At 74.4% G+C, this 22,172-nt stretch carries 22 protein-coding genes; 12 read left to right on the top strand and 10 right to left on the bottom strand.

Annotated elements, in window-relative coordinates; genetic code table 11:
• Positions 1-154 precede the first annotated feature (154 nt).
• The 6 genes from Cph01nite_RS05810 to Cph01nite_RS05785 all read left to right on the top strand — a co-directional run bounded on the left by Cph01nite_RS05810 (position 155) and on the right by Cph01nite_RS05785 (position 6,032).
• A complete protein-coding gene (locus Cph01nite_RS05810) occupies positions 155-793 on the top strand; it encodes a succinate dehydrogenase cytochrome b subunit (RefSeq protein ID WP_239069064.1) in 639 nt (212 codons plus the stop codon).
• Positions 790-2,772, top strand: coding sequence for a fumarate reductase/succinate dehydrogenase flavoprotein subunit (locus tag Cph01nite_RS05805; protein ID WP_203672120.1), 1,983 nt, complete (start codon positions 790-792; stop codon positions 2,770-2,772). The genes Cph01nite_RS05810 and Cph01nite_RS05805 overlap by 4 nt, the downstream gene beginning before the upstream one ends.
• A complete protein-coding gene (locus Cph01nite_RS05800) occupies positions 2,769-3,518 on the top strand; it encodes a succinate dehydrogenase/fumarate reductase iron-sulfur subunit (protein ID WP_203672117.1) in 750 nt (249 codons plus the stop codon). The genes Cph01nite_RS05805 and Cph01nite_RS05800 overlap by 4 nt, the downstream gene beginning before the upstream one ends.
• Positions 3,519-3,557: 39 nt before the next feature.
• Complete coding sequence (locus tag Cph01nite_RS05795; protein WP_239069063.1) at positions 3,558-4,844, top strand: MFS transporter; 1,287 nt, start codon at positions 3,558-3,560, stop codon at positions 4,842-4,844.
• Positions 4,845-4,914: 70 nt separating this feature from the next.
• Entirely contained in the window at positions 4,915-5,418 is a 504-nt protein-coding gene (locus tag Cph01nite_RS05790; protein WP_203672114.1) for an RNA polymerase sigma factor, read from the top strand.
• Complete coding sequence (locus tag Cph01nite_RS05785) at positions 5,415-6,032, top strand: methylated-DNA--[protein]-cysteine S-methyltransferase (RefSeq protein WP_203672112.1); 618 nt, start codon at positions 5,415-5,417, stop codon at positions 6,030-6,032. The genes Cph01nite_RS05790 and Cph01nite_RS05785 overlap by 4 nt, the downstream gene beginning before the upstream one ends.
• Here the strand turns inward: Cph01nite_RS05785 and Cph01nite_RS05780 are convergent.
• A complete protein-coding gene (locus tag Cph01nite_RS05780; RefSeq protein ID WP_239069062.1) occupies positions 6,022-6,387 on the bottom strand; it encodes a rhodanese-like domain-containing protein in 366 nt (121 codons plus the stop codon). The two genes, Cph01nite_RS05785 and Cph01nite_RS05780, sit on opposite strands and share 11 nt — an antisense overlap.
• 140 nt (positions 6,388-6,527) lie before the next feature.
• Between Cph01nite_RS05780 and Cph01nite_RS05775 the strand changes: the two genes are divergently transcribed.
• The gene (locus Cph01nite_RS05775) at positions 6,528-6,803 is read left to right on the top strand and encodes a DUF2277 domain-containing protein (protein WP_203672110.1); all 276 of its coding nucleotides are present in this window, start codon (positions 6,528-6,530) and stop codon (positions 6,801-6,803) included.
• Between the two features lie 10 nt (positions 6,804-6,813).
• On the opposite strand, the gene Cph01nite_RS05770 is transcribed toward Cph01nite_RS05775, so the two are convergent.
• The 3 genes from Cph01nite_RS05770 to Cph01nite_RS05760 form a co-directional block, all read right to left on the bottom strand.
• On the bottom strand, positions 6,814-7,065 hold the full coding sequence (locus Cph01nite_RS05770; protein ID WP_373307547.1) for a hypothetical protein: 252 nt from the start codon (positions 7,063-7,065) through the stop codon (positions 6,814-6,816).
• 70 nt (positions 7,066-7,135) lie between these two features.
• Positions 7,136-8,626 carry a malate dehydrogenase (quinone) gene (gene mqo, locus Cph01nite_RS05765; protein ID WP_203672107.1) on the bottom strand — a complete coding sequence of 497 codons (1,491 nt, stop codon included), beginning with the start codon at positions 8,624-8,626 and terminating at the stop codon, positions 7,136-7,138.
• Positions 8,627-8,785: 159 nt separating this feature from the next.
• Complete coding sequence (locus tag Cph01nite_RS05760; protein WP_203672106.1) at positions 8,786-11,587, bottom strand: cellulose-binding domain-containing protein; 2,802 nt, start codon at positions 11,585-11,587, stop codon at positions 8,786-8,788.
• 305 nt (positions 11,588-11,892) lie between these two features.
• Here Cph01nite_RS05760 and Cph01nite_RS05755 point away from each other — a divergent pair, with 305 nt between their 5' ends.
• Entirely contained in the window at positions 11,893-12,105 is a 213-nt protein-coding gene (locus Cph01nite_RS05755; protein WP_203672101.1) for a hypothetical protein, read from the top strand.
• A 7-nt stretch (positions 12,106-12,112) separates the two neighbouring features.
• Here Cph01nite_RS05755 and Cph01nite_RS05750 read toward each other — a convergent pair whose 3' ends face one another.
• The 4 genes from Cph01nite_RS05750 to Cph01nite_RS05735 form a co-directional block, all read right to left on the bottom strand.
• Positions 12,113-13,309, bottom strand: coding sequence for an App1 family protein phosphatidate phosphatase (locus tag Cph01nite_RS05750; protein ID WP_239069061.1), 1,197 nt, complete (start codon positions 13,307-13,309; stop codon positions 12,113-12,115).
• Positions 13,306-13,881 (bottom strand): Dps family protein, encoded by a 576-nt coding sequence (locus tag Cph01nite_RS05745; RefSeq protein WP_203672099.1) that lies wholly within the window; start codon positions 13,879-13,881, stop codon positions 13,306-13,308. The genes Cph01nite_RS05750 and Cph01nite_RS05745 overlap by 4 nt, the downstream gene beginning before the upstream one ends.
• Before the next feature lie 131 nt (positions 13,882-14,012).
• Positions 14,013-14,894: a non-homologous end-joining DNA ligase gene (gene ligD, locus Cph01nite_RS05740; RefSeq protein WP_203672097.1), complete on the bottom strand. Its 882-nt coding sequence runs from the start codon at positions 14,892-14,894 to the stop codon at positions 14,013-14,015.
• Between the two features lie 67 nt (positions 14,895-14,961).
• Positions 14,962-15,897, bottom strand: a complete 936-nt coding sequence (locus Cph01nite_RS05735; RefSeq protein ID WP_203672095.1) for an ATP-dependent DNA ligase — start codon at positions 15,895-15,897, stop codon at positions 14,962-14,964.
• Between the two features lie 84 nt (positions 15,898-15,981).
• On the opposite strand from Cph01nite_RS05735, the gene ku reads away from it, so the two are divergent.
• The 3 genes from ku (at position 15,982) to Cph01nite_RS05720 (ending at position 18,345) form a co-directional block, all read left to right on the top strand.
• A complete protein-coding gene (ku, locus tag Cph01nite_RS05730; protein ID WP_203672092.1) occupies positions 15,982-16,890 on the top strand; it encodes a non-homologous end joining protein Ku in 909 nt (302 codons plus the stop codon).
• Positions 16,887-17,924, top strand: coding sequence for a PHP domain-containing protein (locus tag Cph01nite_RS05725; RefSeq protein ID WP_203672083.1), 1,038 nt, complete (start codon positions 16,887-16,889; stop codon positions 17,922-17,924). Before ku ends, Cph01nite_RS05725 begins: the two co-directional genes overlap by 4 nt.
• Positions 17,925-18,063: 139 nt before the next feature.
• A complete protein-coding gene (locus Cph01nite_RS05720; RefSeq protein WP_203672080.1) occupies positions 18,064-18,345 on the top strand; it encodes an HU family DNA-binding protein in 282 nt (93 codons plus the stop codon).
• Positions 18,346-18,427: 82 nt separating this feature from the next.
• Here Cph01nite_RS05720 and Cph01nite_RS05715 read toward each other — a convergent pair whose 3' ends face one another.
• Positions 18,428-18,964, bottom strand: a complete 537-nt coding sequence (locus Cph01nite_RS05715) for a DUF6328 family protein (protein ID WP_239069060.1) — start codon at positions 18,962-18,964, stop codon at positions 18,428-18,430.
• A gap of 35 nt (positions 18,965-18,999) precedes the next feature.
• On the opposite strand from Cph01nite_RS05715, the gene Cph01nite_RS05710 reads away from it, so the two are divergent.
• Entirely contained in the window at positions 19,000-20,145 is a 1,146-nt protein-coding gene (locus tag Cph01nite_RS05710; RefSeq protein WP_203672077.1) for a threonine aldolase family protein, read from the top strand.
• Between the two features lie 60 nt (positions 20,146-20,205).
• Here the strand turns inward: Cph01nite_RS05710 and Cph01nite_RS05705 are convergent, their stop codons facing one another.
• The gene (locus Cph01nite_RS05705) at positions 20,206-21,981 is read right to left on the bottom strand and encodes a cellulase family glycosylhydrolase (protein ID WP_203672074.1); all 1,776 of its coding nucleotides are present in this window, start codon (positions 21,979-21,981) and stop codon (positions 20,206-20,208) included.
• Between the last annotated feature and the right edge of the window lie 191 nt (positions 21,982-22,172).

The raw sequence follows: 22,172 nt of genomic DNA, 5'->3' as shown, positions 1-22,172 counted from the left end.
GACGCGCGCACCCGCGCCGCGTCCATGACACGGAGGTCAAGCAGCGGTGGCAGTCCCGACCAGCACGCGACCCGAACCCGACCGAGTTCCCGCGGTCGAGCGACCCTCCGCCGGTCCGCAGCCACAGCCGGCGACCTGGGTCCTCAAGGTGGTCATGGCGGTCACGGGGACCGTGTTCGCGCTCTTCGTCGTCGTGCACCTCGTCGGCAACCTCAAGGTGTTCCTGGGCCCGGAGGAGTTCGACGGCTACGCCCACTGGCTGCAGCGCGACCTCCTGGCGCCCCTGGTGCCGCACGGCTGGTTCATCTGGATCTTCCGGTCCACCCTGCTGACCTGCCTCGTGGCGCACGTCTGGGCCGCCGTCGTGCTGCGCCACCGGGCGCGCGTCGCGCGCGGGCCGCACCGCCGCCAGGGCCTGCGCAGCTTCCGCAGCTTCCAGGCGCGCAGCATGCTCGTGACGGGCGTCGTCCTGCTGTTCTTCGTGGTCTTCCACGTCCTCGACCTCACGACGGGGACCCGACCGGCGGCCACGGGCGAGTTCGTCGCCGGCCAGGCGTACGCCAACCTCGTGAGCTCCTTCCAGCGGCCCGCCGTCGCGGCCTTCTACGTCCTGGCGATCGGCACGCTGTTCCTCCACCTGGCGCACGGGCTGTGGAGCGTCGTCAACGACCTGGGCGCCACCGGCCGCCGCCTGCGAGCGATCGGCGCCGCCGTCGCCGGGGCCGTCGGCCTCCTCGTGCTCGTCGGCAACCTGCTCATCCCGGTCGCCGTCCTCACGGGGGTCGTGGCGTGACCGCCCCCGGGACGCCGCCGCCCCTGACGCCGGACGACGTCCGGACGGTCGGCACACCCGTCGACGGGCGCGTGCCGGACGTCGCACCGGAGAGTGCCTGGGACGACCGCCGGCTGCACTACGACCTGGTCGCTCCCGCCAACCGCCGCAAGTTCACCGTGATCGTGGTGGGAACCGGCCTGGCCGGTGCAGGTGCCGCGGCCGCGCTGGGGGAGCTCGGCTACCAGGTCGAGTGCTTCACCATCCACGACGCGCCGCGCCGCGCGCACTCGGTGGCCGCGCAGGGCGGCATCAACGCCGCGCGGGCCCGCAAGGTCGACAACGACTCCGTCCACCGGTTCGTCAAGGACACCGTCAAGGGCGGCGACTTCCGGGGCCGGGAGGCCGACGCCTACCGCCTGGGGCAGGAGTCGGTGCGCGTCATCGACCACATGAACGCGATCGGTGCGCCGTTCGCGCGCGAGTACGGCGGCGCGCTGGCCACCCGGTCGTTCGGCGGCGTCCAGGTCTCGCGCACCTACTACACACGCGGTCAGACCGGCCAGCAGCTGCAGGTCGCCGGCGCGAACGCGCTCCTGCGCCAGGTGGCCGCCGGCACGGTCACGCTGCACACGCGCCAGGAGATGCTCGACGTCGTCGTGGCCGACGGTCGCGCGCAGGGCGTCGTCGTCCGCGACCTCGTGACGGGTGAGGTCCGGGCCGTGACCGCGCACGCCGTGGTCCTGGCGACCGGTGGGTACGGCAACATCTACTGCAAGTCCACGCTCGCCCGGAACTCCAACGCGACGGCCGCCTGGCGCGCGCACCGCCGCGGCGCGCACTTCGCCAACCCCGCGTTCGTCCAGTTCCACCCCACGGCCCTGCCCCTGATGAGCCAGTGGCAGTCCAAGACCATCCTCATGTCCGAGTCCCTGCGCAACGACGGCCGGATCTGGGTCCCGGTGCGCGCCGACGACGACCGCGCGCCGGGCGACATCCCGGAGGAGGAGCGGGACTACTACCTCGAGCGCCGCTACCCGACGTTCGGCAACCTCACACCGCGCGACGTCGCGTCGCGTGCCGCCCGCGAGCGCATCGACGCCGGGTACGGGGTCGGCCCGCTGAAGAATGCCGTGTACCTCGACTTCGCGGACGCGGTGCAGCGCCTGGGCAGGGCGACCGTCGTGTCGCGCTACTCCAACCTGTTCCACATGTACGAGCAGGCCACGGGCGACGACCCGCTGCGCACTCCCATGCGGATCGCTCCGGGGGCGCACTTCGCGATGGGCGGTCTCTGGTCGGACTACGACCTCATGACGTCCGTCCCGGGCCTGTTCGTCGGGGGCGAGGTCGGCTGGGGCTACCACGGCGCCAACCGGCTGGGTGCCAACTCGCTGCTCTCGGCGTGCGTCGACGGGTGGTTCACGCTGCCGTACGCGGTCCCGGGGTACCTGGCCCCGCTCCTGGGGACACCGCGCCTCGCGGCGGACGACGCCGCGGTGCTCGATGCGCTCGAGGCGGTGCGCGCGCGGACCGAGCGGCTCCTGAAGAACGACGGGACGCAGGGCCCCGACCGGTTCCACCGCCGGCTGGGCGAGATCCTGTACCGGTGCGCGGGTGTGACCCGCACGCCCGAGGGGCTGGCGCAGGGGATCGTGGAGATCCGCGCGCTGCGCGAGGAGTTCTGGCGCGACGTGCGGGTCCTGGGGGAGGGCGCGGCCCTGAACCAGGAGCTTGAGCGGGCCGGACGCGTCGCGGACTACCTCGAGATGGCCGAGCTGCTGTGCGTCGACGGTCTCGACCGTGACGAGAGCTGCGGGGCGCACTTCCGCGCCGACCACCAGACACCCGACGGCGAGGCGCTGCGTGACGACGCGGCGTGGTGCCGGGTCTCGGCGTGGGAGTCACCGGCTCCCGACGCCGCCGACGGACGGTTCGTCCGGCACGACGAACCCCTGACGTTCCAGGCCGTGCCGCTGCAGACGAGGAACTACGCGTGAAGCTCACCCTGGACGTCTGGCGCCAGCCCGACGCGGCCTCACCCGGCGCCTTCGAGACGTACGTCGTGACGGATGCCACGGCGGAGATGACGCTGCTCGAGCTGCTGGACCGGCTCAACGACCAGCTCGTCGAGGACGGCCGTGAGCCGGTCGCCTTCGAGTCGGACTGCCGCGAGGGCATCTGCGGGTGCTGCGGCGTGGACGTCGACGGCCGCCCGCACGGGCCGCAGGCCAACACGCCGTCGTGCGAGCAGCACGTGCGCTCGTTCGCCGACGGCGACCGTGTGGTGCTGGAGCCGCTGCGTGCAGCGGCCTTCCCCGTCGTCAAGGACCTCGTGGTGGACCGGTCGGCGCTCGACCGGGTCGTCCAGGCGGGCGGGCACGTCGCCGTCGACGCCGGGACGGCCCCGGACGCCGACGCGGCACGGATCGGTCACGAGACCGCGGAGACGGCGCTGGACTTCGCGGCCTGCATCGGGTGCGGCGCCTGCGTCGCGGCGTGTCCCAACGGCTCGGCGTCGCTGTTCACGGGTGCGAAGCTCACCCACCTGGCCACGCTGCCCCAGACCCGGACCGAGCGGGGGCGACGCGCTGTCGACATGGTCGCCCAGATGGAGCACGACTTCGGGCCGTGCTCGACGTACGGCGAGTGTGCGGTCGTGTGCCCGGCGGGGATCCCGCTGAGCGCGATCGCGGCCGTCGGCAAGGAGCGGATGCGCGCCTTCCTGCGGGGCCGGACGGGCTGACGCCGTCGGGGCTGCGCAGGGGTGCGCTAGCGTCGCGCCGTGACCTCGCCCGGTGACCGCCCCGCGTCCCTGACGGGCGGTGCCGTCGTCCCGGCGGCACCCGTCGACGTCGACCGCCTGCGGCGCCGCACGGTGGCGGTGCTCGCGACCGCGCAGGTGCTGGGCGGGCTGGCGGCCGGGTCCGTGGTCTCGGTGGGGTCGCTGCTGGCCGTGGGCCTGTCCGGCACGGACGCGTGGGCCGGCTCGGTGACGACCGCCGCCACCCTCGGGGCCGCGCTGGGATCTCTCGGGCTGGCCCGGCTGGCGGTGGCGCGCGGTCGGCGCCGGGCGTTGTCCACGGGGCTGGCCCTGGCCGCGGTGGGTGCGTCCGGGATCGTGGTGGCGGCGGTCCTCGCGTCGTTCCCGCTGCTGCTCGTCGGCGGTGCGCTGATGGGCGTCGGCTCTGCGGTCAACCTGCAGTCGCGCTTCGCCGCCACGGACCTGTCGACGTCGGCGACACGGTCGCGCGACCTGTCGCTGGTGGTGTGGGCCAGCACGGTCGGCGCCGTCGTGGGACCTAACCTCGTGCACCTGGACGGCGCCGTCGCGCGCCTGACCGGCCTGCCGGACCTGGCGAGCGTGTTCGTGTTCGCCGGGGTCGGCATGCTCGGGGCGCTGCTCGTCGTCCAGGTGGGGCTGCGGCCCGAGCCGCTCGACGTCGCGGGCCGCGAGCACGGGGTCGCCGGTACGCGGCAGCACGTGCCGTTGCGGGTCGCCCTCACGACGCTGGGCCGGCACCCGCGGGCCGTCGCGGCCGTCCTGGGCGTCGTCGCGGCGCACGCGGTCATGGTCGCGGTCATGTCGGTGACGCCCGTCCACATGGAGGGCCACGGTGCGGCCATCACCCTGGTCGGGCTGACCGTGAGCCTGCACCTCGCGGCGATGTTCGCGCTCGCCCCTGTGATGGGCGTGCTCGCCGACCGGGTCGGTGCGCGTCGCACGCTCGTCGGTGGTCTCGTGCTGGTCGCCGTCGCGGCCGCTGTGTGCGGGGGAGGAGGCGGGGACCACGTGCTCGTCACGGCCGGGCTGGCGCTGCTGGGGCTCGGCTGGTCGGCCGCGACCGTGGCCGGGTCGAGCATCGTCGCCGGGGACGTGCCCGGCCCGGAGCGGGTCGCGATCCAGGGGCTCTCCGACGCGGCGATGTCGCTCGCCGGCGCCGGCGGTGGTGCGCTGGCCGGCGTGGGGCTCGCGGTCGTCGGCTACGGGGGCCTGAACGCCGCGGCCGTGCTGGTGGCGGTGGGCGCGACGGCGGCGGTGCTCGTCGTGTCGCGGCGGCGTCCGCACTGACGGTCGCCCGTGGGGCGGCCCGCCCCGGACCTCACGTCCGGGACGGGGCGCACGTCTGCACACTGTGGGGATGACCGAGCCGTTCGAGGACGTCGTGCGCGTGCACGGCGGCACCGTGCTGCGCGTGTGCCGCGCCGTCCTGGGTGCCCGGGACGCCGAGGACGCGTGGTCCGAGACCTTCCTCGCGGCGCTGCGCGCGTGGCCCGACCTGCCGGTGGGCACCAACGTCGAGGCGTGGCTCGTCACCGTGGCACGGCGCAAGGCGATCGACGAGGTCCGCCGCCGCGCGCGGCACGCGGTGCCCGTCGATGACCCCGGCGCCACGGGCACGCCCCTGGTGGCACCCGACGCCGGGCCCGGGTCGCGCGACCTGGACCTGTGGCACGCGGTCGGCGCGCTGCCCGGCAAGCAGCGCCGCGTCGTCGTGCTGCACCACCTCGGCGGCCTGCCCTACGCCGAGGTCGCAGCCCTGGTCGGCGGCACGGACGCAGCAGCGCGCCGCGCAGGGGCGGACGGCGTCGCCGCCCTGCGGCGCACGTACGACGGATGGCGGACCGAGGAGGGGACGGCATGACCACGCAGATCACGGAGCGCGGCACGGGCGGCGGCGCCGGGGACGACCGGGTGCTGCGCGACCTGCACGCACGCCTCGTCGACTCGGCGCAGACCGCGGGGCTGCTGGACGTCACGTACCGGGTCGTGGACACCCCGGTCGGGCGTCTGCTCGTGGCCGCGGGGGAGCGGGGCGTGCTGCGGGTGGCGTTCGACGTGCAGGGCCACGAGGCGGCGCTCGAGGAGCTGGCGGCGCGGGTGAGCCCGCGGGTGCTCGAGGGCGGGCGACGCCTCGACCCGGTGCTGCGGGAGCTCGACGAGTACTTCGCCGGTGCGCGTCGCGCGTTCGACGTGGCCGTCGACCTGCGGCTCGTCGCCGGCTTCCGCCGTCAGGTCGTCGCCGCGCTGCCCACGGTGGCGTACGGCACCACGGCGTCGTACACCGAGGTCGCCGGGGTGGCCGGCAGCCCCCGGGCGGCCCGTGCGGTCGGTACCGCGTGCGCCCGCAACCCGGTGCCCGTGCTGCTGCCGTGCCACCGGGTCGTGTGCGCGGGCGGGTCCCCCGGTCGCTACGCCGGGGGCGCGGCCGCCAAGGGCACGCTGCTGGAGCTGGAGCGGCGCGGCGTCACGGGGTGACGACGGCCAGGCCGGTGCTCGCCGCGGCGTCCGCCATGGCGCCCGCGTCGGTGACCTCCAGCCCGGCCGTCGCCATCGTCGCGGCCGCGGCGGCGGACCGGTTGCCGGAGCGGCAGTAGACGACGTACGGCACCTCGGGATCGAGGGCGGCGACGGCGTCCGCGAAGGCAGGGTCCTGCACGTCGAGGTGGAGGGCCCCCTCGAGGTGGCCCTCGGCGTACTCGGCGGCCGTGCGGACGTCGACGACGACGGCGTCCGGCGCCGGCGCGGGAGCGTCCGAGCAGGCCGCCAGCAGCAGCGTGAGGGCGAGGAGCAGGGCAGGGCGCAGCAGACGCACGAGAGCCTCCAGGAGCACGGTGGTCCGAGCCTCGCAGCCCGCGCGGTCCGTGGCGCGGGACGTTCGGCCGGACGTGGGTCGACCTCCGACGATACCCCAGGGGGTATCACGACATCCATCCTCGCGCACGGCGCGGTCGGGGCGTAGTTTCGGCTGGCATGTGCAGGAACATCACCACGCTGCGCGGCCTGGAGCCGCACGCCACCGACGACGAGATCGAGGCAGCGGCCCGCCAGTACGTCCGCAAGGTCACGGGTGTCCAGCAGCTGTCCGACGCCACGCGCGAGCCGTTCGAGCGCGCCGTCGCCCAGATCGCGCACATCACGGCGCACCTGCTGGACGAGCTGCCCGAGCGCCGACGACCACCCGCGACCGTGCCGCCGCTGCGGCGGCCCGAGGTCGTCGAGCGCCTCGCGGCGCGAGGCGCCGACTGAGGTCCGGCGCTCAGGCCCCGTCCACCGCGGGTCCGCCGGGGTGGGGCGCCAGCCGGGGGATGCCGGCCGGGGCCACGGCGGACAGGGCGAGGAACCGCGCCTCGGCACGGTGCAGGCGGATGTGCTCGTCGAGCGACCACCCCGGACCGTTGGTGAGCGTCATGCCGCATGCGCAGCCGATCGTCACCGCACCGTCGCGGTCGACGACGACCTGGCCCACCGTGGTGTGGTCGGTGGAGGCCCGCACCTTCGCGTGCCGCATCGGTGCGCTGACCGGGACGGGCAGCTCCTCGGCGGGCAGGGTGGGCGTGTCCTCGTCGTCGTGCACGGGGTCAGTGTCCGCCCGTGAGCGTCCCGTCGTCCACGAGCTGCTGGAGCTCGAGCGCGGCGTCCCACTCGCCGCCACCGAGGCTCGGCATCAGCTGCTGCAGCTGGGGGCGCCAGGCGTCGACGCGTGCGGGGAAGCAGCGCTCGAGGAGGTCGAGCATCGTGGCGACCGCCGTGGAGGCGCCGGGGGACGCCCCGAGCAGGCCCGCGATCGACCCGTCGGCGGACGCGACGAGCTCCGTGCCGAACTCCAGGACGCCACCGCCCGGGCCGCGCTTGATGACCTGGACGCGCTGGCCCGCGGTGATGAGCTCCCAGTCACGGGGGTCCGCCGACGGCATGTACGCGCGCAGCGCACGCAGCCGGGCGGTGTCGCCGGCAGTCACCTCGCGGACCAGGTACGTCACGAGATCCAGGTTGCGCAGCCCGACGGCGATCATCGGGACCAGGTTGCCCGGGCGCACCGAGCGCAGCAGGTCGGTCCACGAGCCCCGCTTGAGGAACTTCATGCTCCACCCGGCGTACGGTCCGAACATCAGCGCACGGCCGCCGTCGACGACCCGGGCGTCCAGGTGCGGCACGGACATCGGCGGGGCGCCGATCGCGGCCTTGCCGTACACCTTGGCCCGGTGCTGGTCCACGACCTGCGGCTTGGTGGTGCGCAGGAACTGCCCGCTGATCGGGAAGCCCGCGTAGCCGCGGATCTCCTTGATCCGCGAGCGCTGCAGCAGGTGCAGTGCGCCACCACCGGCGCCGACGAAGACGAATCGCGCCGTGAGCGTGCGCGGCGGACGGCCGTTCCACCGCCGGTCGGCGACGGTGACGCGCCAGCGCCCGTCGCGCAGCTGCCGGAGCCGGGTGACCTCGCTGCTGGTGTGCAGGGCCGCGCCACGGTCGACCGCGTCGTCGAGCATCGCGCGGGTGAGCGCACCGAAGTCGACGTCGGTGCCCCAGGTGGCGCGGGTCGCGGCGACCGGCTCGTCGTCGGTGCGGTCGGCGACGAGCAGGGGCGCCCAGCGGGCGATCACGGCGGGGTCGGTCGTGAACTCGAGGTCGGCGAAGAGCCGGTGGGCGCGCAGCGCCTCCCAGCGCCGGCGCAGGAACTCGACGTCGTCGGCGCCGCGCACGAACGTCAGGTGCGGCGTCGTGGTGACGGCGTCCTCGGCGCCCGGCAGCCGCCCGGCGGCCGCGAGGTGGTGCCACAGCTCGCGGGACAGCTCGTACTGCTCGTTGATCGTGACGGCCTTGGTGACGTCCACCGTGCCGTCGGGGCGCTGCGGCGTGTAGTTGAGCTCGCACAGGGCGGCGTGCCCCGTGCCGGCGTTGTTCCACGCGTTCGAGCTCTCGAGCGCAGGAGCGTCGAGCCTCTCGTGGATCTCGATGCGCCAGCTGGGCTCGAGGGTCCCGAGCAGCGCCGCGAGGGTCGCGCTCATGATGCCCCCGCCGACCAGGAGGACGTCGACGTCTGCTGCGGTGTCCTGCGCTCGAGGTGCCACGAGCGCGATGCTAGGTCGGCCTCGGAGCAACTCCCAGACGAAGTCATGTGATGTTTCTCTCGTGGGACCTACGTCACAGGCGGCGCCCTGACCTGCGGCGACGCACCGCGGCGCCCCGGCGGCAGAGGGCTGCCGGGGCGCCGCGTGGGGTGCACGAGGTCAGGACAGGGTGCAGGCCGACCCGTTCAGCGTGGCCGTCACGGGCGCGGCCGCGGTGCCGGTGTGCGTCCCGTTGAACCCGACGTCCACGCTGGCGCCCGGCGCGAGGTTCCCGTTCCACGCCGCGTTCGTCGCGGTGACGACGGACCCGGACTGCGACCAGGTCGCGCTCCAGCCCTGCTCCAGGCGCTGGCCGCCGTCGTAGGTCAGCCGCAGGGTCCAGCCGTCCAGCGACGTCGTGCCGTCGTTGGTGATCCTCACCCCGGCGGTGAACCCGGTGGTCCACCCGTTGGCCGTGTAGCGCACCGTGCACGAGGTGGCCGGGGGCGCGGTCGGGCCGGGCGTGGGGGTCGGGGTCGCGGTGGGACCGGCGGTCGGGGACTGCGTGGGGGTGGCCGACGCCGTGGGCGTGGGCGTGGGTGTCGACGTGGGTGCCGGCGTCGGCGTGGGTGCCGGCGTCGGCGTGGCTGTCGGCGTCGGCGTCGCGCTCGGCGTCGGGGTCGTCCCGTCGGACGACCCGACGACGATGCCGCGGCCGTTGGTGCCGACGTAGACGCGGCCGAACACGTCGGGGTCACCGGTGATGGCGGCTCCGGTCCACGCGTACTGGTGCTCGTCGTCGTTGATCCGGACCCACGACGACCCGCCGTCGACCGACCGGAAGAACCCGCGGACGCCCTCGCGCAGGGACGTCGTGTAGATCGCCGGGTACGACGCACCGGGTGCGGCCTTGCCGAACCCCACCGCACCGCCGTCCTCGAACCCGGGGACCCGGGTGAAGGTCGCTCCGGCGTCCGTCGAGCGGTACAGGCCGTTCTCGGCGGCGAGCCAGACGTGCCCCTCGTGCCCGGGGACGGCGCCGTAGCGCACGTTCCCCTCGGTCGGGAAGCCGGTGGCGGGGGACGCGGTGAAGGACGTCCCGCCGTCGGTCGACGTGTAGAACCTGCCGGCCGCGTACGCGTAGAACGTCGTCGGGTTCACGCGGTCGGACTCCACCTGCGCCCCGGCGGGGACACCCGTGGACGGGGTCCACGACGAGCCCAGCGTCGTCGAGACGTGCACGCCCGTGCCCTGCGGGCTCCACACGATCCGCCCGCCGTCGGCCGCCATCGCGACCGTGCCCGAGCTCGTGACGCCCGCCGGCTCCTGGCCGGCCCACCAGGAGGCGCCCGAGGACGTCGACACGGCGATGTGCGACTCGACCGCGCCGCCCACCGCGTGCCCGACCCGCACGACCGTGGCGGGCTTGCTCTGCGCGAAGTCCACACCTGAGACGGACCCGTGCACCGGCTGGGTGTAGATGCTCCGGGGGACCTCGCCGATGTCCTCGTGCACGAACCCGCCGATGTCGCCCAGGCCGGAGTAGAGCTCGACGGGACCGGGAGGTGCCGCCAGGTCCAGCACGGCGGTCTCCTCGATGCCGCGCGCCCGGATGGTGAGGTCGATCCTGCCGCCGGTGTCCCAGTCCGTGAGGTTGTCGGTGCCCCAGACGGTCGCGCCGGTGCCGTACATCATCGCGTCGGAGTCGAACGGGTCGATCTCGAGCGACTCCGTCATCCACCCGAGCTTGACGAGCGGCTCCGGCTCGTTGGCGGAGGTCGCGCCCATGGTGATCCAGGGGGTGGCCGAGTAGTCCATCGTGTACCGCAGGGTGCGGGCGGGGTAACCGTCCCAGTCCCAGATGCGGGACCACGTCGCGCCGCGGTCGGTCGATCGGTAGAACACGACGTCGGGCCACCAGGAGACCTGGGAGGCGACCATGATCGTGTCGGGGTCCTGGCGGTCGATGGTCAGCCCCGAGAAGCCGTAGTGCAGCTCCTCGGACGTCAGGGGCAGCGGTGAGATGTCGGTCCACGTGCCGGTGCGCGCGTCCAGACGGGCCACCTGGCCCTTGGCGCCGTCGTACGGGCCGCCGGTGTCGGACGTCGCGATGTACAGCTGCCCGCCCTGCGCGTCGTAGACGCCCTTGTGGGGCAGGAAGCCGGTCGGCTGGCCGGGGACCCGCTGCCAGGTCACGCCCGCGTCGGTGGAGCGGTAGACGCCGTTCTCCTTGTCCGCCACGCCGACGTAGATGGTGCTCGTGCGCGTGCCCGGGGACCCCGAGGTCGGGTCGAACGTCACCCACACCACGCCCTGGTTCTGCGTGACGTAGGAGTTGTCGGACGTCGGGTCCTGCGCGTAGTTCCCGGCGTTCGGGAAGCTGGCGACCTTCGCCCACGTCACGCCACGGTCCGTCGAGCGCCACAGCCCGTTGCCGCTCTCGGTGCCGAGGTACAGGACACGGTTGTCGTTCGGGTCGATCTGCAGGCGCTCGCCCATCCCGCGACCCGGCATGTTGCCGCCGACCTTGAAGGGCAGGACCGTCCGCTGCCAGGTCTCCCCGCGGTCGGACGAGCGCAGGACGGCACCGTTGAGCGGGTCCCACTCGTTGGTGTAGGTGCCGACCGCGGCGTAGACGCGGTCGGGGTCGACGGCGTCGGTCGCGAGCGACAGGACGCCGGTGTAGCTCCACTCGTCCCAGCCGACGTGGTCCAGCAGGGGGACCCAGCGTCGGGTCGCCGTGTCCATCCGGTAGGCGCCGCCGATGTCGGTACGTGCGTAGACGAGCCCCGGCTCGCCCTGGTTGTAGATGATCCCGGGGACGAACCCGCCGCCCCCGATCTCGACGTTGCCCCACGTGTACCCGGAGGCGGCCGCCGCGGCGGGGGACGCCGCGGCGACACCTCCGGTCAGGGCGCCGACCGCGAGCGCCGCGACGGCTCCCGCCGCGGCGAGGGGGGCGATCACAGGGGGGAGACGCATCCGCTGCTCCTTCGCAGGGCGCGGCGGGCGGCCACGGGGGCGGCCGGCACCGCGACGGTGGCGGGCCCGCCGGGCGGCATCCCGGCGGGCGAGGACCGGTGCGGCCGGGGCCGTGGGTCTGCGCGTCACCGTATCGATGCGCTTCGACGTGCCGTAGCCGACAAAACGCTTAGGTCCGACTCCCGCGGACGCTCGGGCCCCTGGTCCCTCGCGCACGGGCGACACGCCGGTCGTGCGCGGCGCGACACGCAGGCGGCCGGTGCGACCGGGTGCGGGACCGCCCCGGCTCTTGGTACAACCGGTGCATGAGCTCGAACCGATCGCGCGACCTGACGTCCGACCCCGCGGCCCACCACCTCGCCGACCAGCCGCTGGCGCAGGCCGAGCTGGACGCGGCGGACGCCCGTGCGGGCGGTGACGCCGCACGGGCGCCGCGCTCCCTGCGGGCGGCCGAGCTGGAGCCGGACGACGAGGCGATCGCGTCGAGCGACGACTGGGACGACCCGGCGCGGCTCTGAGCGCGCGTCAGCGCACGAGCCCGACCTCCCGGACCCGCCGCAGGAGCTCCTCGCCGTCCTCTCCCAGGACGACCTCGATGCCGGAGGTGTCGGCCTCGTCCTGGGACTCCTCCTGCTCCGGCGTGGGGGCCGGCAGGCCGTGGGACAGGACGTGCTCGCCCGCGGTCAGCTGACGGATGAGGACCGCCTCGACCTTGTCGGGGTGGCGTGCCACGGCACCGGCGTAGATCTGCGGGTCGTGCTGGCCGTCGTCGCCGACGAGGATCCACCGGACCTGCGGCAGCTCGTCGAACAGCCGGCGCAGCTGCGTGACCTTGTGCCGCTGACCGCTGCGGAAGAGGCCGGTGTTGGTCGGGCCCCAGTCGGTGAGCAGGAGCGGACCGGCGGGGTAGTCGTGGCGACGCAGGAACCGCCCGATGGCCGGTGCGGCGTTCCACGCCCCGGTCGACAGGTACACCACCGGCGAGTCCGGCCGTGCGGCACGGATCTCGCGGTAGAGGTTCGACATGCCCGGGACGGCCTCGCGGGCGTTCTCGTGCCGGACGAACACGTTCCAGGCGGCCACCAGGGGCCGCGGCAGCCGCGTGACCATCACGGTGTCGTCGATGTCGCTGACGATGCCCACGGTGGGCTCGGGTCCCACGACCACGACGCGCGCGGTCGTACGCGCGTCGTCGAGCGAGGTGAGCGTGACGTCGTGCCACCCGGGCTCGAGGTCCGACTCGACGACCGCGTCGACGTAGCCGCCGCGGTCGGTGGTCAGGTGGTGGGTCCGCCCGCCGACGGTCACGTCGACCGGGGCGCCCGCGACGGCGGCGGTGAAGAAGGAGCGCCATCCCCGGACCGGGTCCGCGGGCCGCTCACCGGTCTGCGCGCCGCCGCCCGCGTCGGGCAGGTCCCGCTGGCGAACGGCCGGCGACGCCAGCATCGTGCGGGCCATCACCCGCACGTGCCCGGCAGAGCCGTAGCCGGCGTACCCGACCACGCGGACCGTCCAGCCGCGTCGGCGCAGCACGTGCGCCAGGGCGGCGTCGAACCGGTCCTCGAGACGTGCGGCCACGTGCGGACGCGGCAGGGGGGAGCCGTCGGGGTTCTCGAGCCGGGGCGTCACACGTCCCGTGCGCAGGCCGTCCCCGTCCGACGCCGGGGCGTCGGCGGGGCCGGTCGTGGCGGGGCGGGTGCGCCGGCGTGCGTCCGTGCTCACGGGGCCTCGTGCGACGCTGCGGACCGGGCGGCCGCGGCCGCGTCCTTCTCCGTCGACGCCCCGGCGGTCGACAGCGCACCGCCGGACGACTCGAGGTGGGCGCGGACGAACCAGTGGAACAGCTCGAGCTCGTGCAGGTGACCGACCAGGAGGTCGTTCGTCACGGTGTCGAGGTCCTCGGTGTCCGCCGCGGCCCGGCGGTGGTCCGTGATGACCCCGACGTAGACCTCGTCGAGGGCGCCGAGGTGCTCGGCCGTGCTCGCGCGGCCGATCGAGTAGTCGTCCCAGGCGCGTGCGGCGACGAGGGCGCCGGGCGTGCCGACGGGTGCCGACCCGAGCGTCGCGATGCGCTCGGCCACGGCGTCGACCATGAGCCGCACGGCGTCGACCTGGGGGTCGAGCATCTCGTGGACCGCGATGAAGTGCGGACCCACGACGTTCCAGTGGATGTGCTTGAGGGTGAGCGCCAGGTCGTTGAGGGCGTGGAGCCGTTCCTGCAGGATGGCCGCCACCTTCGCGCCGTCCTCGGGGGTGAGGGACGGGACGGTGTACTTCGGCAGATCGCGGGCCATGACCACTCCTTCGCGTACGTGCCGGGCTCGACCGGCCCGGGTGACGTCCACGCTGCCAGGCCGCGCCGGGGCCCGCCATCGGAGCGGCGGACGTCCTGACGACCCGTGCACCGTCCTCACGGACCGTGTCCTCACAGGTCGAACGGGTCGCCGTCGCGCGCCAGGCGCGCCGCCGCCTCGTCGGCCGTCAGCTGCTGCAGCCCGGGACCGATCTCGTCCCAGTCGCGCGGCGCGGCCACGGTCGGGCGGTCCCGACCGCGCAGGGACCACGGCGTGATCGTCGTCTTCGCCGGGTGGTTCTGCGACCAGTCCAGCAGCACCTTGCCGCGGCGGGCCTCCTTGCGCTGGACGGCGACGACGAGGCCCGGGTGCTCGTCCGCGAGCGCGAGCGCGAGGGTGCGGGCGTCCTCGCGGACGGTCGCGGGGGGCCGGGGGCGGGGGAGCGGGACGTACAGCTGCAGGCCCTGGGAGCCGGACGTCACGGGGACCGTGCGGGTCAGGCCCTGGTCCCGCAGCCGATCGGCGACGAGGTGGGCCACGCGGGCGCACTCGTCCAGCCCGGCGCCGGGTCCGGGATCGAGGTCGACCACGAGGCGGTCGGCACCGCGCAGGCCGCCGCGCGGCCCCACGGTCCACTGCGGCGTGTGCAGCTCCAGGGCGCCGGCGTTGGCGGCCCACACGAGGCCGGCGAGGTCGTCGAGGAACGGCAGGTCGAGGACGGTGCCCGGGTCGTCCGAGCCGGGGGAGGCGGGCAGCTGCAGGTGGCGCAGCCAGGACGGGGCGCCGCGCGGGGTGTTCTTCTCGAAGAACTTCTCGCCACCGACGCCGTCGGGCCACCGGACGCGGGTGACGGGACGGTCCCGCAGCTGGCGCAGGATCGCGGGCTCGACGCGGACGAGGTAGTCCATGACCTCGGCCTTGGTCGTGCCGGTGGAGGGGTAGAGGACCTTGTCGAGGTGCGTCAGCCGGACGGGGCGTCCGCCGACGTCCACGGTGCGGCGCTCGTCGCTCATCGGGTCCCTCCCCGGCCGCAGGCCCCTCGGCCGCAGGCCCCTCGGCCGCGGGCCCCTCGGTCGCGCGTCACGGCTGCGCCCAGGGATCGGCGGTCGTGTCGGTGCGCACGCCCTTGACGACCGGCTGCCGCAGACGACCCGACGGCGTGCGGGCCAGGTACAGCGTCTCGACGACGACCAGGGGGTCGCACCACACGGCCCCGCGCGCGTCGACGGCCGGCACGTCGTCGCCGAACGGGCTGTCGGTGCGCTCGTGCGCGGCCAGCAGGTCCCGCATGACGCGAGCAGCCGGCCCGCCGAGCCCCGACCCGGCGCGGCCGAGGTAGCGCAGCCCGGCGGGCGCGTCGGGTGCCCCGAGCAGCAGGGCACCGAGCCTGCCGGTGCCCGTCGACTCGGGACGCCAGCCGCCGACCAGGGCCGTCCGGGTGCGTCGGTGCGCAGCCTTCACCCAGTCGGGCGACCGCTGACCGGGGCGGTACGGGGCGTCACGACGCTTGGCGACGACGCCCTCCAGACCGTGCTCGCGGGTGACGCGCCACAGGTCGTCGCCGTCGTCGTACCAGGGTGAGGGCTGCACGTGCTCGGGCAGCGTGAGGCCGTCGAGCACGCAGCGGCGCTCCTCGAGCGGGCGGGCGGCGAGGTCCTGCCCCTCGCGGCGCAGGACGTCGAACACGAGGTAGGTCACCGGCCGGGCCGCCGCCAGCGCCGCAGCACGCCGGGGGTCGCGGACGTGCATCCGGTCCGCGAGCGCGGCGAACGAGGGCCGGCCGCCGTCCATGAGCACGACCTCCCCGTCGAGCAGCACGTCCCCGAGCCCGGCCAGGCCGCCGAGCTCGGGGTAGGCGGGGGTGACGTCACGTCCGGTGCGGCTGGCCAGCCGCAGCCGCCCGTCGCGCACGTCGGCGAGCACCCGGACGCCGTCCCACTTGACCTCGAACACCCACGAGCGGCCGTGCGGGAGCGCGGCGGGTGCGGGCGCCGGGGTGGCGAGCATGGGCTCCACGGGTCCATCCTGCCCGTGGACGGTGCAGCAGGTCGCGTGGGGCGGCCGTGCGGGCGACGCCGCCACGACGAGGGAGGACGTGCCGTGCGGGCGATCTGGAAGGGCGCTGTGGCCTTCGGCCTCGTGAACGTGCCGGTGCGTCTGTACGCGGCCACGGGTGAGCACGAGGTGCGGCTCCACCAGGTTCACCGCGAGGACGGCGGACGCATCCGGTACCGCAAGGTCTGCAGCGTCGACGGCGAGAGCGTCGAGTGGTCGGACATCGCCAAGGGCTACGAGACCGAGGACGGGGAGCTCGTGGTCCTCACGGACGAGGACTTCCGCCGGCTGCCGCTGTCGACCGAGCGGGAGATCGAGGTCCTCGAGTTCGTGCCGGCCGACCAGGTCGACCCGATCCTGCTGCAGAAGACGTACTTCCTGGAGCCCGACAAGGCTGCCGTCAAGCCGTACGCGCTGCTGCGCGGCGCGCTCGAGGAGACCGACCGGGTCGCCGTGGTGAAGGTCGCGATCCGGCAGCGCGAGTCGATGGCGGTGCTGCGCGTGCGGGACAAGGTCATCGTGCTGCAGACGCTGCTGTGGCCCGACGAGGTCCGCGAGGCCGACTTCCCCGTGCTGGACGACGACGTCACGGTCCGGCCGCAGGAGCTGACGATGGCCTCCTCGCTCGTGGAGTCGCTGGCCGCGGACTTCGACCCCTCGCAGTACGAGGACGCGTACGTCGCGGCCCTCGAGCAGCTCATCGCGGCGAAGGTGTCCTCGGGCGACACGCAGGCGCCGCCGGCACCGCCCTCGCAGGAGGACGACACCGAGGGTGGCGGCGAGGTGGTCGACCTGCTGGCGGCGCTGCAGCGCTCCGTCGACAAGGCCCGGGCCGCGCGCGGTGAGGACGTCGAGGAGACACCGGCGGGCGCCGACGAGGCCACGTCGAAGCCGGCCGGCAAGAAGCCGGCGGCGAAGAAGGCGGCGTCCCGCAAGGCCACCAAGGCGTCGTGAGCGACGGCGAGGACCAGGACCGCGCCGTCGCGACCCTGCGGCGCATCGCGTTCCTCCTCGAGCGGGCGCAGGCCAGCCGCTACCGCGCCGAGGCGTACCGGGCCGCGGCGCGCACGGTCGAGCGGCAGGACGCGGCGCGGCTGCACGCGCTGGCCGCGGCCGGTGCCCTGACCGACCTGCCGGGGGTCGGGCGCAGCACGGCGGAGGTGGTGGCGCACGTCCTGGCCGGGCGGGCGGTGCCCACGCTGGACACGCTCGAGTCGCAGGCCCGCACGGCGGACGCCGAGCTGGCGCCGCAGGCGGCGGAGCTGCACGCCGCGCTGCGCGGTGACCTGCACAGCCACACCGACGCCAGCGACGGGGCGACCTCGGTGCAGGAGATGGTCCTGGCCGCGATCGACCTGGGCCGGGACTACCTCGCCGTGACCGACCACTCACCACGTCTGACGGTGGCCCACGGGCTGTCGGCGGCGCGGTTGCGGGCCCAGCTCGCCCAGCTCGCGGCGCTGCGGCCCGCGGTCGCGCCGTTCGAGGTGCTCAGCGGCATCGAGGTCGACATCCTCGACGACGGTGCGCTCGACCAGGACCCCGACCTGCTGGACGAGCTCGACGTGGTCGTCGCGTCGGTGCACTCCAAGCTCCGGATGGACAGGGCGGCGATGACGCGGCGCATGCTCGCAGCCGTGCGCAATCCGCGCACCGACGTGCTGGGCCACTGCACCGGCCGGCAGGTGGCCGGCAAGCAGCGGCCGCCGAGCGAGTTCGACGCGCGCGCCGTGTTCGACGCGTGCGCCGAGCACGGCGTCGCGGTCGAGATCAACTGCCGCCCCGACCGTCTCGACCCCCCGCACGAGCTGCTGCAGATCGCGGCCGACGCGGGGTGCGAGTTCACCATCGACTCCGACGCGCACGCACCCGGACAGCTCGACTGGTTGCGTGCGGGATGCGCGCGGGCCGCCGCGCACGGCATCGGTCCGGACCGTGTCGTGACGACGCGCGGCGCCGCGCACGTGCGCACCCGGGGCCGGCGGTGACCGACGACACGGGGCGCGTCGGCGCGCCACGCCCAGGACACGACGTTAGTGTCGGTCCCCGTGCGCACGCTCGTCGTGCGGCACCGCCCCGGCCCGCACCGCGCCGGGGATCTGAACCGAGTACCGAGGAGCACCCGTCGTGAGCGTCAACCGCACCGAGCTCGTCCAGGCCGTCGCCGAGAAGGCCGGGCTGACCAACGCCGACACCGACAAGGCACTCAAGGCCCTGCAGGAGGTCGTGGTCGAGCAGCTCGCCGCCGGCGGCAGCGTGTCGATCCCCGGCTTCCTCGCGGTGGCGCGTGCCGACCGCGCCGCGCGCACCGGGGTCAACCCGCAGACGGGCGAGAAGCTGGAGATCCCCGCGGGTCACCGCGTGAAGATCACGGCCGGCAGCGCCCTCAAGCGCGCCGTCCAGGGCTGAGCCGACCACTCCGGCCGAGCACACCGACGGCCCCGTGCCGCACCGTTCCCGGTGCGGCACGGGGCCGTCGTCGTGCTGCCCCTCAGGGACGTCCGGCGTCCTCGGCGTCGGCGCGCCGGGCGATGACGTGGGGGAGCACCACCCAGGCCAGCGCGATGACGAGCAGCAGGGCCCCGCCCGCGACGCGCCCCGCCGCCCGGCTCAGCACCACGTCGAACAGCAGCACGGTGGCGCCGGTCAGGACGAGCGCCAGCGCTGCCAGACCCGCACGGGCGAACCAGTGACCGGCATCGACGAGCTGCGGCTTCAGGCGCCGCCGGAACAGCAGCCGGTGCAGGCTGACCGGGGCGATGATCAGGACCGTCGCCAGTGACGCGAGCACGACGAGCACGAGGTACAGGTCGCGCTGGAACGCGTCGAGGTCGGCGAAGCGGGCCTGGAACGGCAGCGTCAGCAGGAACCCGGTGAGGATCTGCGCGCCGGTCTGCGTCACGCGCAGCTCCTGGAGCAGCTCCTCCCAGTTGCGGTCCATCCGCTCGGTGAACGTCTCGTTGCGGTCGTCCCCGGTGGGGGCGACGACAGCGTCCACGTGCCGTGGACCACCGTGGTCGCGGGTCATGGTCGGGCTCCTCCGGTCGGTCGGCTGCACGGATCATGCCGCCCCCGCACGCGTCGTGCACGACGACGACCCGCAGGGCGCCGCGGGTCGGGGAGACTGGGGTCGTGACCGACCTGCACGCGCCCGCCGTCCGCCACTTCGCCTCCGACAACTACGCCGGCGTGCACCCCGAGGTGCTCGCCGCGGTCGCCGCCGCCAACGTCGGCCACGTCCCGGCGTACGGGGACGACCCGTGGACGGAGCGGCTCCAGGACGTCGTCCGCGCGCAGCTGGGCGAGCAGGCGGTGGCCTACCCGGTCGTCAACGGCACCGGCGCGAACGTGGTGGCGCTGCAGGCGATGCTGCCGCGGTGGGGCGCGGTGGTCTGCACCGAGTCGGCGCACGTGCACACCGACGAGAACGGCGCCCCCGAGCGCGTCGGCGGGCTGAAGCTGCTGACGGTCCCGACCCCCGACGGGCGGCTCACGCCCGAGCTGGTCGCGCGCCAGGCGTGGGGATTCGGGGACGTCCACCGCGCGCAGCCGGGCGTCGTGTCGCTCACGCAGTCGACCGAGCTCGGCACCGTGTACACGCCGGAGGCGGTCCGCGAGCTGTGCGACCAGGCGCACGCGCTGGGCATGCGCGTGCACGTGGACGGGGCGCGGCTGTCGAACGCCGCGGCGAGCCTGGGCCTGCCGCTGCGCGCCCTGACGACCGACTGCGGTGTCGACGTGCTGTCGCTGGGTGGCACGAAGAACGGCCTGCTGCTCGCGGAGGCCGTCGTCGTCCTCGACCCGTCGGCCGTCGACGGCGTGGAGTACCTGCGCAAGGCCGGCATGCAGCTCGCGTCGAAGATGCGCTTCGTCTCCGCCCAGCTGGTCGCCCTGTACGAGCAGGACCTGTGGCGGCGGTCCGCGCACCACGCCAACGCGATGGCGGCGCGTCTGCGTGCCGGCATCGACGCGATCGGCACGCTGCAGGTCACGCAGCCGACCGAGGCGAACGCGGTCTTCGTCCGCCTGCCCGCCGACGTCGCGCAGGCGCTGCGGCGGCGGTGGCGGTTCTACGACTGGGACGTGGCCGACGGCACCGTGCGGCTGATGTGCGCGTTCGACACGACGGAGCAGGACGTCGACGACCTCCTGGCCGCCCTGCGGTCCGCGGTGGGGGGCACCGGTCCGGCGCGGACCACGCCCGTCTGACGACGGGCCGGCCGCCGCACCGTGCACGGGTGCGGCGGCCGGCCTCGCGGACCGGTGGCGTCAGCGCGCCGCGCAGGCGGTGCCGTTGAGCGCGAAGCCCGTCGGGGCGCCGGCCGACCCGGCGTGCGACGCGTTGAACCCGATCTCGACCGTGCCGCCGGCCGCGAGCGCACCGTTCCAGGCGGCGTTGGTCACGGTGACCTGCGCCCCCGTCTGCGTCCACGTGCCGCCCCAGCCCTGCGTGACGGTCACACCGGCCGGTGCGGTGAAGGACAGGGTCCAGCCGGACAGTGCGGCTCCGGCGTTCGTCAGCCGCACCGACCCGGTCAGACCCGAGCTCCACGAGCTCGCGCCGTAGACGACGGTGCACGCTCCGGTGCCCGCGGTCGGGCTCGGCCCCGGCGTCGGCGTGATCGACGGGGTCGGGGAGACCGACGGGGTCGGTGTGGGAGTCGGTGTGGGCGTGACGGTGGGCGTCGGTGTCGGCGTGGGGGTCGACGTCGGGCTCGGCCCGGACCCGCCGAGCTGGGACAGGGAGATGCCGGTCGTGCTGCCGGCACCGCCGAGCGGCACGTCGTGGTCGAGGCCCACGAACTTGCCGCCGTGCTGCCACAGCGCGGGCTCGAGGAGCGCGTACTTCTCCTCGTCCCAGGTGGTCCAGTCGTAGCCGAGCAGGCCGCCGGTGTCCCCGGAGTTCGGGTTCAGCACCCAGAACGTGTGGCTCAGTCGCCGGTCGACGATGAGGTCGCGCAGCGCGAGCATCCACTTCTCGTTGGGCCCGCCGTCCATGAACCCGCCCCACTCGCCGATGAGCAGCGGTGCGGTGTTCTCCTTGTGCAGGTAGAGCCAGTTCGGGTCCCACACGTCGCGCTCGAGGCTCGCGCGGTCGAACTCGCCCCTGAACCACGGCTGGAGGTGGACCAGCGGTCCGTAGTCGTGCGGGGAGTACACGAGCTGGTCCTGGTTCGCGCCCAGGTCGATGGGGAAGTCACGCACGCCGCGCAGGTTCCCGCCCCACCACATGGTGTGGTAGTCGGTCAGGCCGGTCGAGGTCCACGACACCCCCTCCTTGGGGTACACCTCGATGCCCTCGACGAAGACCAGCCAGTTCGGGTTGATCGCGAGGATCTTGCGGGACGCGGTCTCGGCGAAGTGCTTGAAGTTGTCCTTGTCCGTCGAGGCGTCCCACTTGGCGCGCTCGGTCGCGCCCTGCGTGCCGTGGGGCTCGTTCTTGATGTCCGCGCCGATCATCGTGTCGTTGGTCCTCCAGCGGGTCGCCGCCCACTCCCAGCCCTCGTACACGTGCTCGGTGGTGATGGCGCCCTTCCACCACACGGGGTGGACGTGCCCGGAGTTGTCCGCCTCGGCGCTGTGCACGTCCAGGAAGACCTTGAGGCCGTACTCCTCGCACATGTCCAGCCACTTCTCGAAGATCTGGAGGCTGTTGAGCCCGGCGAGCTCGGGGTTCGCGTACTCGTTGACGTTGGGCCGGGTGAACGTGCCCGCCTTCCACTCCAGCAGCAGCTGGGTGGAGATGGGGACGCGGACGACGTTCATGCCGCGCTCGGCGATGCCCCGGGTCATGGTGCGCATGTTGGCGGACCACAGTCCGTGGAAGACGCGCTCGGAGGCGTTGAACCCGAACCAGTTGACGCCCGTGAGCCACACCTCCTTCCCGGAGGAGTCGACGATCTTGTTGCCCTCGACGTGCAGCCAGTCGGGGGCGGGGGCTGCCTGCGCCGGAGCGGCGGACAGCGCGAGGGGGAGGGCGAGGACGCCCGCGGCGAGAGCGCCGCCGAGCACGGTGCGCAAGCGGCGCACACGGGAGGTGGACACGGTTCTCCTGACGGATGCGGTGGGGGAGGTGCGGGGAGGGAGATACGGCGGAGAAGGTGCGGTGGGGAGGCGCGGTGGGGTGGTGCGTCGCCATGGCTGCCGCCGCGAAGGGGCCCCCCCGGACTGGTCCGGGAGGGCCCCTTCGTCGTGCGTCAGGCGTCCAGGACGCCCGGTCGGCTCGTCAGCCCACC

The sequence above is a fragment of the Cellulomonas phragmiteti genome, assembly GCF_016862775.1.
Classification (GTDB): domain Bacteria; phylum Actinomycetota; class Actinomycetes; order Actinomycetales; family Cellulomonadaceae; genus Cellulomonas; species Cellulomonas phragmiteti.
This window is presented reverse-complemented; position numbering and strand designations above follow the sequence as displayed.

Coding starts and splice junctions, on each gene's coding strand:
- Cph01nite_RS05785 (WP_203672112.1), top strand. CDS start 5,415: ATGACCACGCAGATCACGGAGCGCGGCACGGGCGGCGGCGCCGGGGAC.
- Cph01nite_RS05745 (WP_203672099.1), bottom strand. CDS start 13,881: ATGGCCCGCGATCTGCCGAAGTACACCGTCCCGTCCCTCACCCCCGAG.
- Cph01nite_RS05810 (WP_239069064.1), top strand. CDS start 155: ATGGCGGTCACGGGGACCGTGTTCGCGCTCTTCGTCGTCGTGCACCTC.
- Cph01nite_RS05755 (WP_203672101.1), top strand. CDS start 11,893: ATGAGCTCGAACCGATCGCGCGACCTGACGTCCGACCCCGCGGCCCAC.
- Cph01nite_RS05790 (WP_203672114.1), top strand. CDS start 4,915: ATGACCGAGCCGTTCGAGGACGTCGTGCGCGTGCACGGCGGCACCGTG.
- Cph01nite_RS05775 (WP_203672110.1), top strand. CDS start 6,528: ATGTGCAGGAACATCACCACGCTGCGCGGCCTGGAGCCGCACGCCACC.
- Cph01nite_RS05760 (WP_203672106.1), bottom strand. CDS start 11,587: ATGCGTCTCCCCCCTGTGATCGCCCCCCTCGCCGCGGCGGGAGCCGTC.
- Cph01nite_RS05710 (WP_203672077.1), top strand. CDS start 19,000: ATGCCGCCCCCGCACGCGTCGTGCACGACGACGACCCGCAGGGCGCCG.
- Cph01nite_RS05770 (WP_373307547.1), bottom strand. CDS start 7,065: ATGCGGCACGCGAAGGTGCGGGCCTCCACCGACCACACCACGGTGGGC.
- Cph01nite_RS05715 (WP_239069060.1), bottom strand. CDS start 18,964: ATGACCCGCGACCACGGTGGTCCACGGCACGTGGACGCTGTCGTCGCC.
- ligD (WP_203672097.1), bottom strand. CDS start 14,894: ATGAGCGACGAGCGCCGCACCGTGGACGTCGGCGGACGCCCCGTCCGG.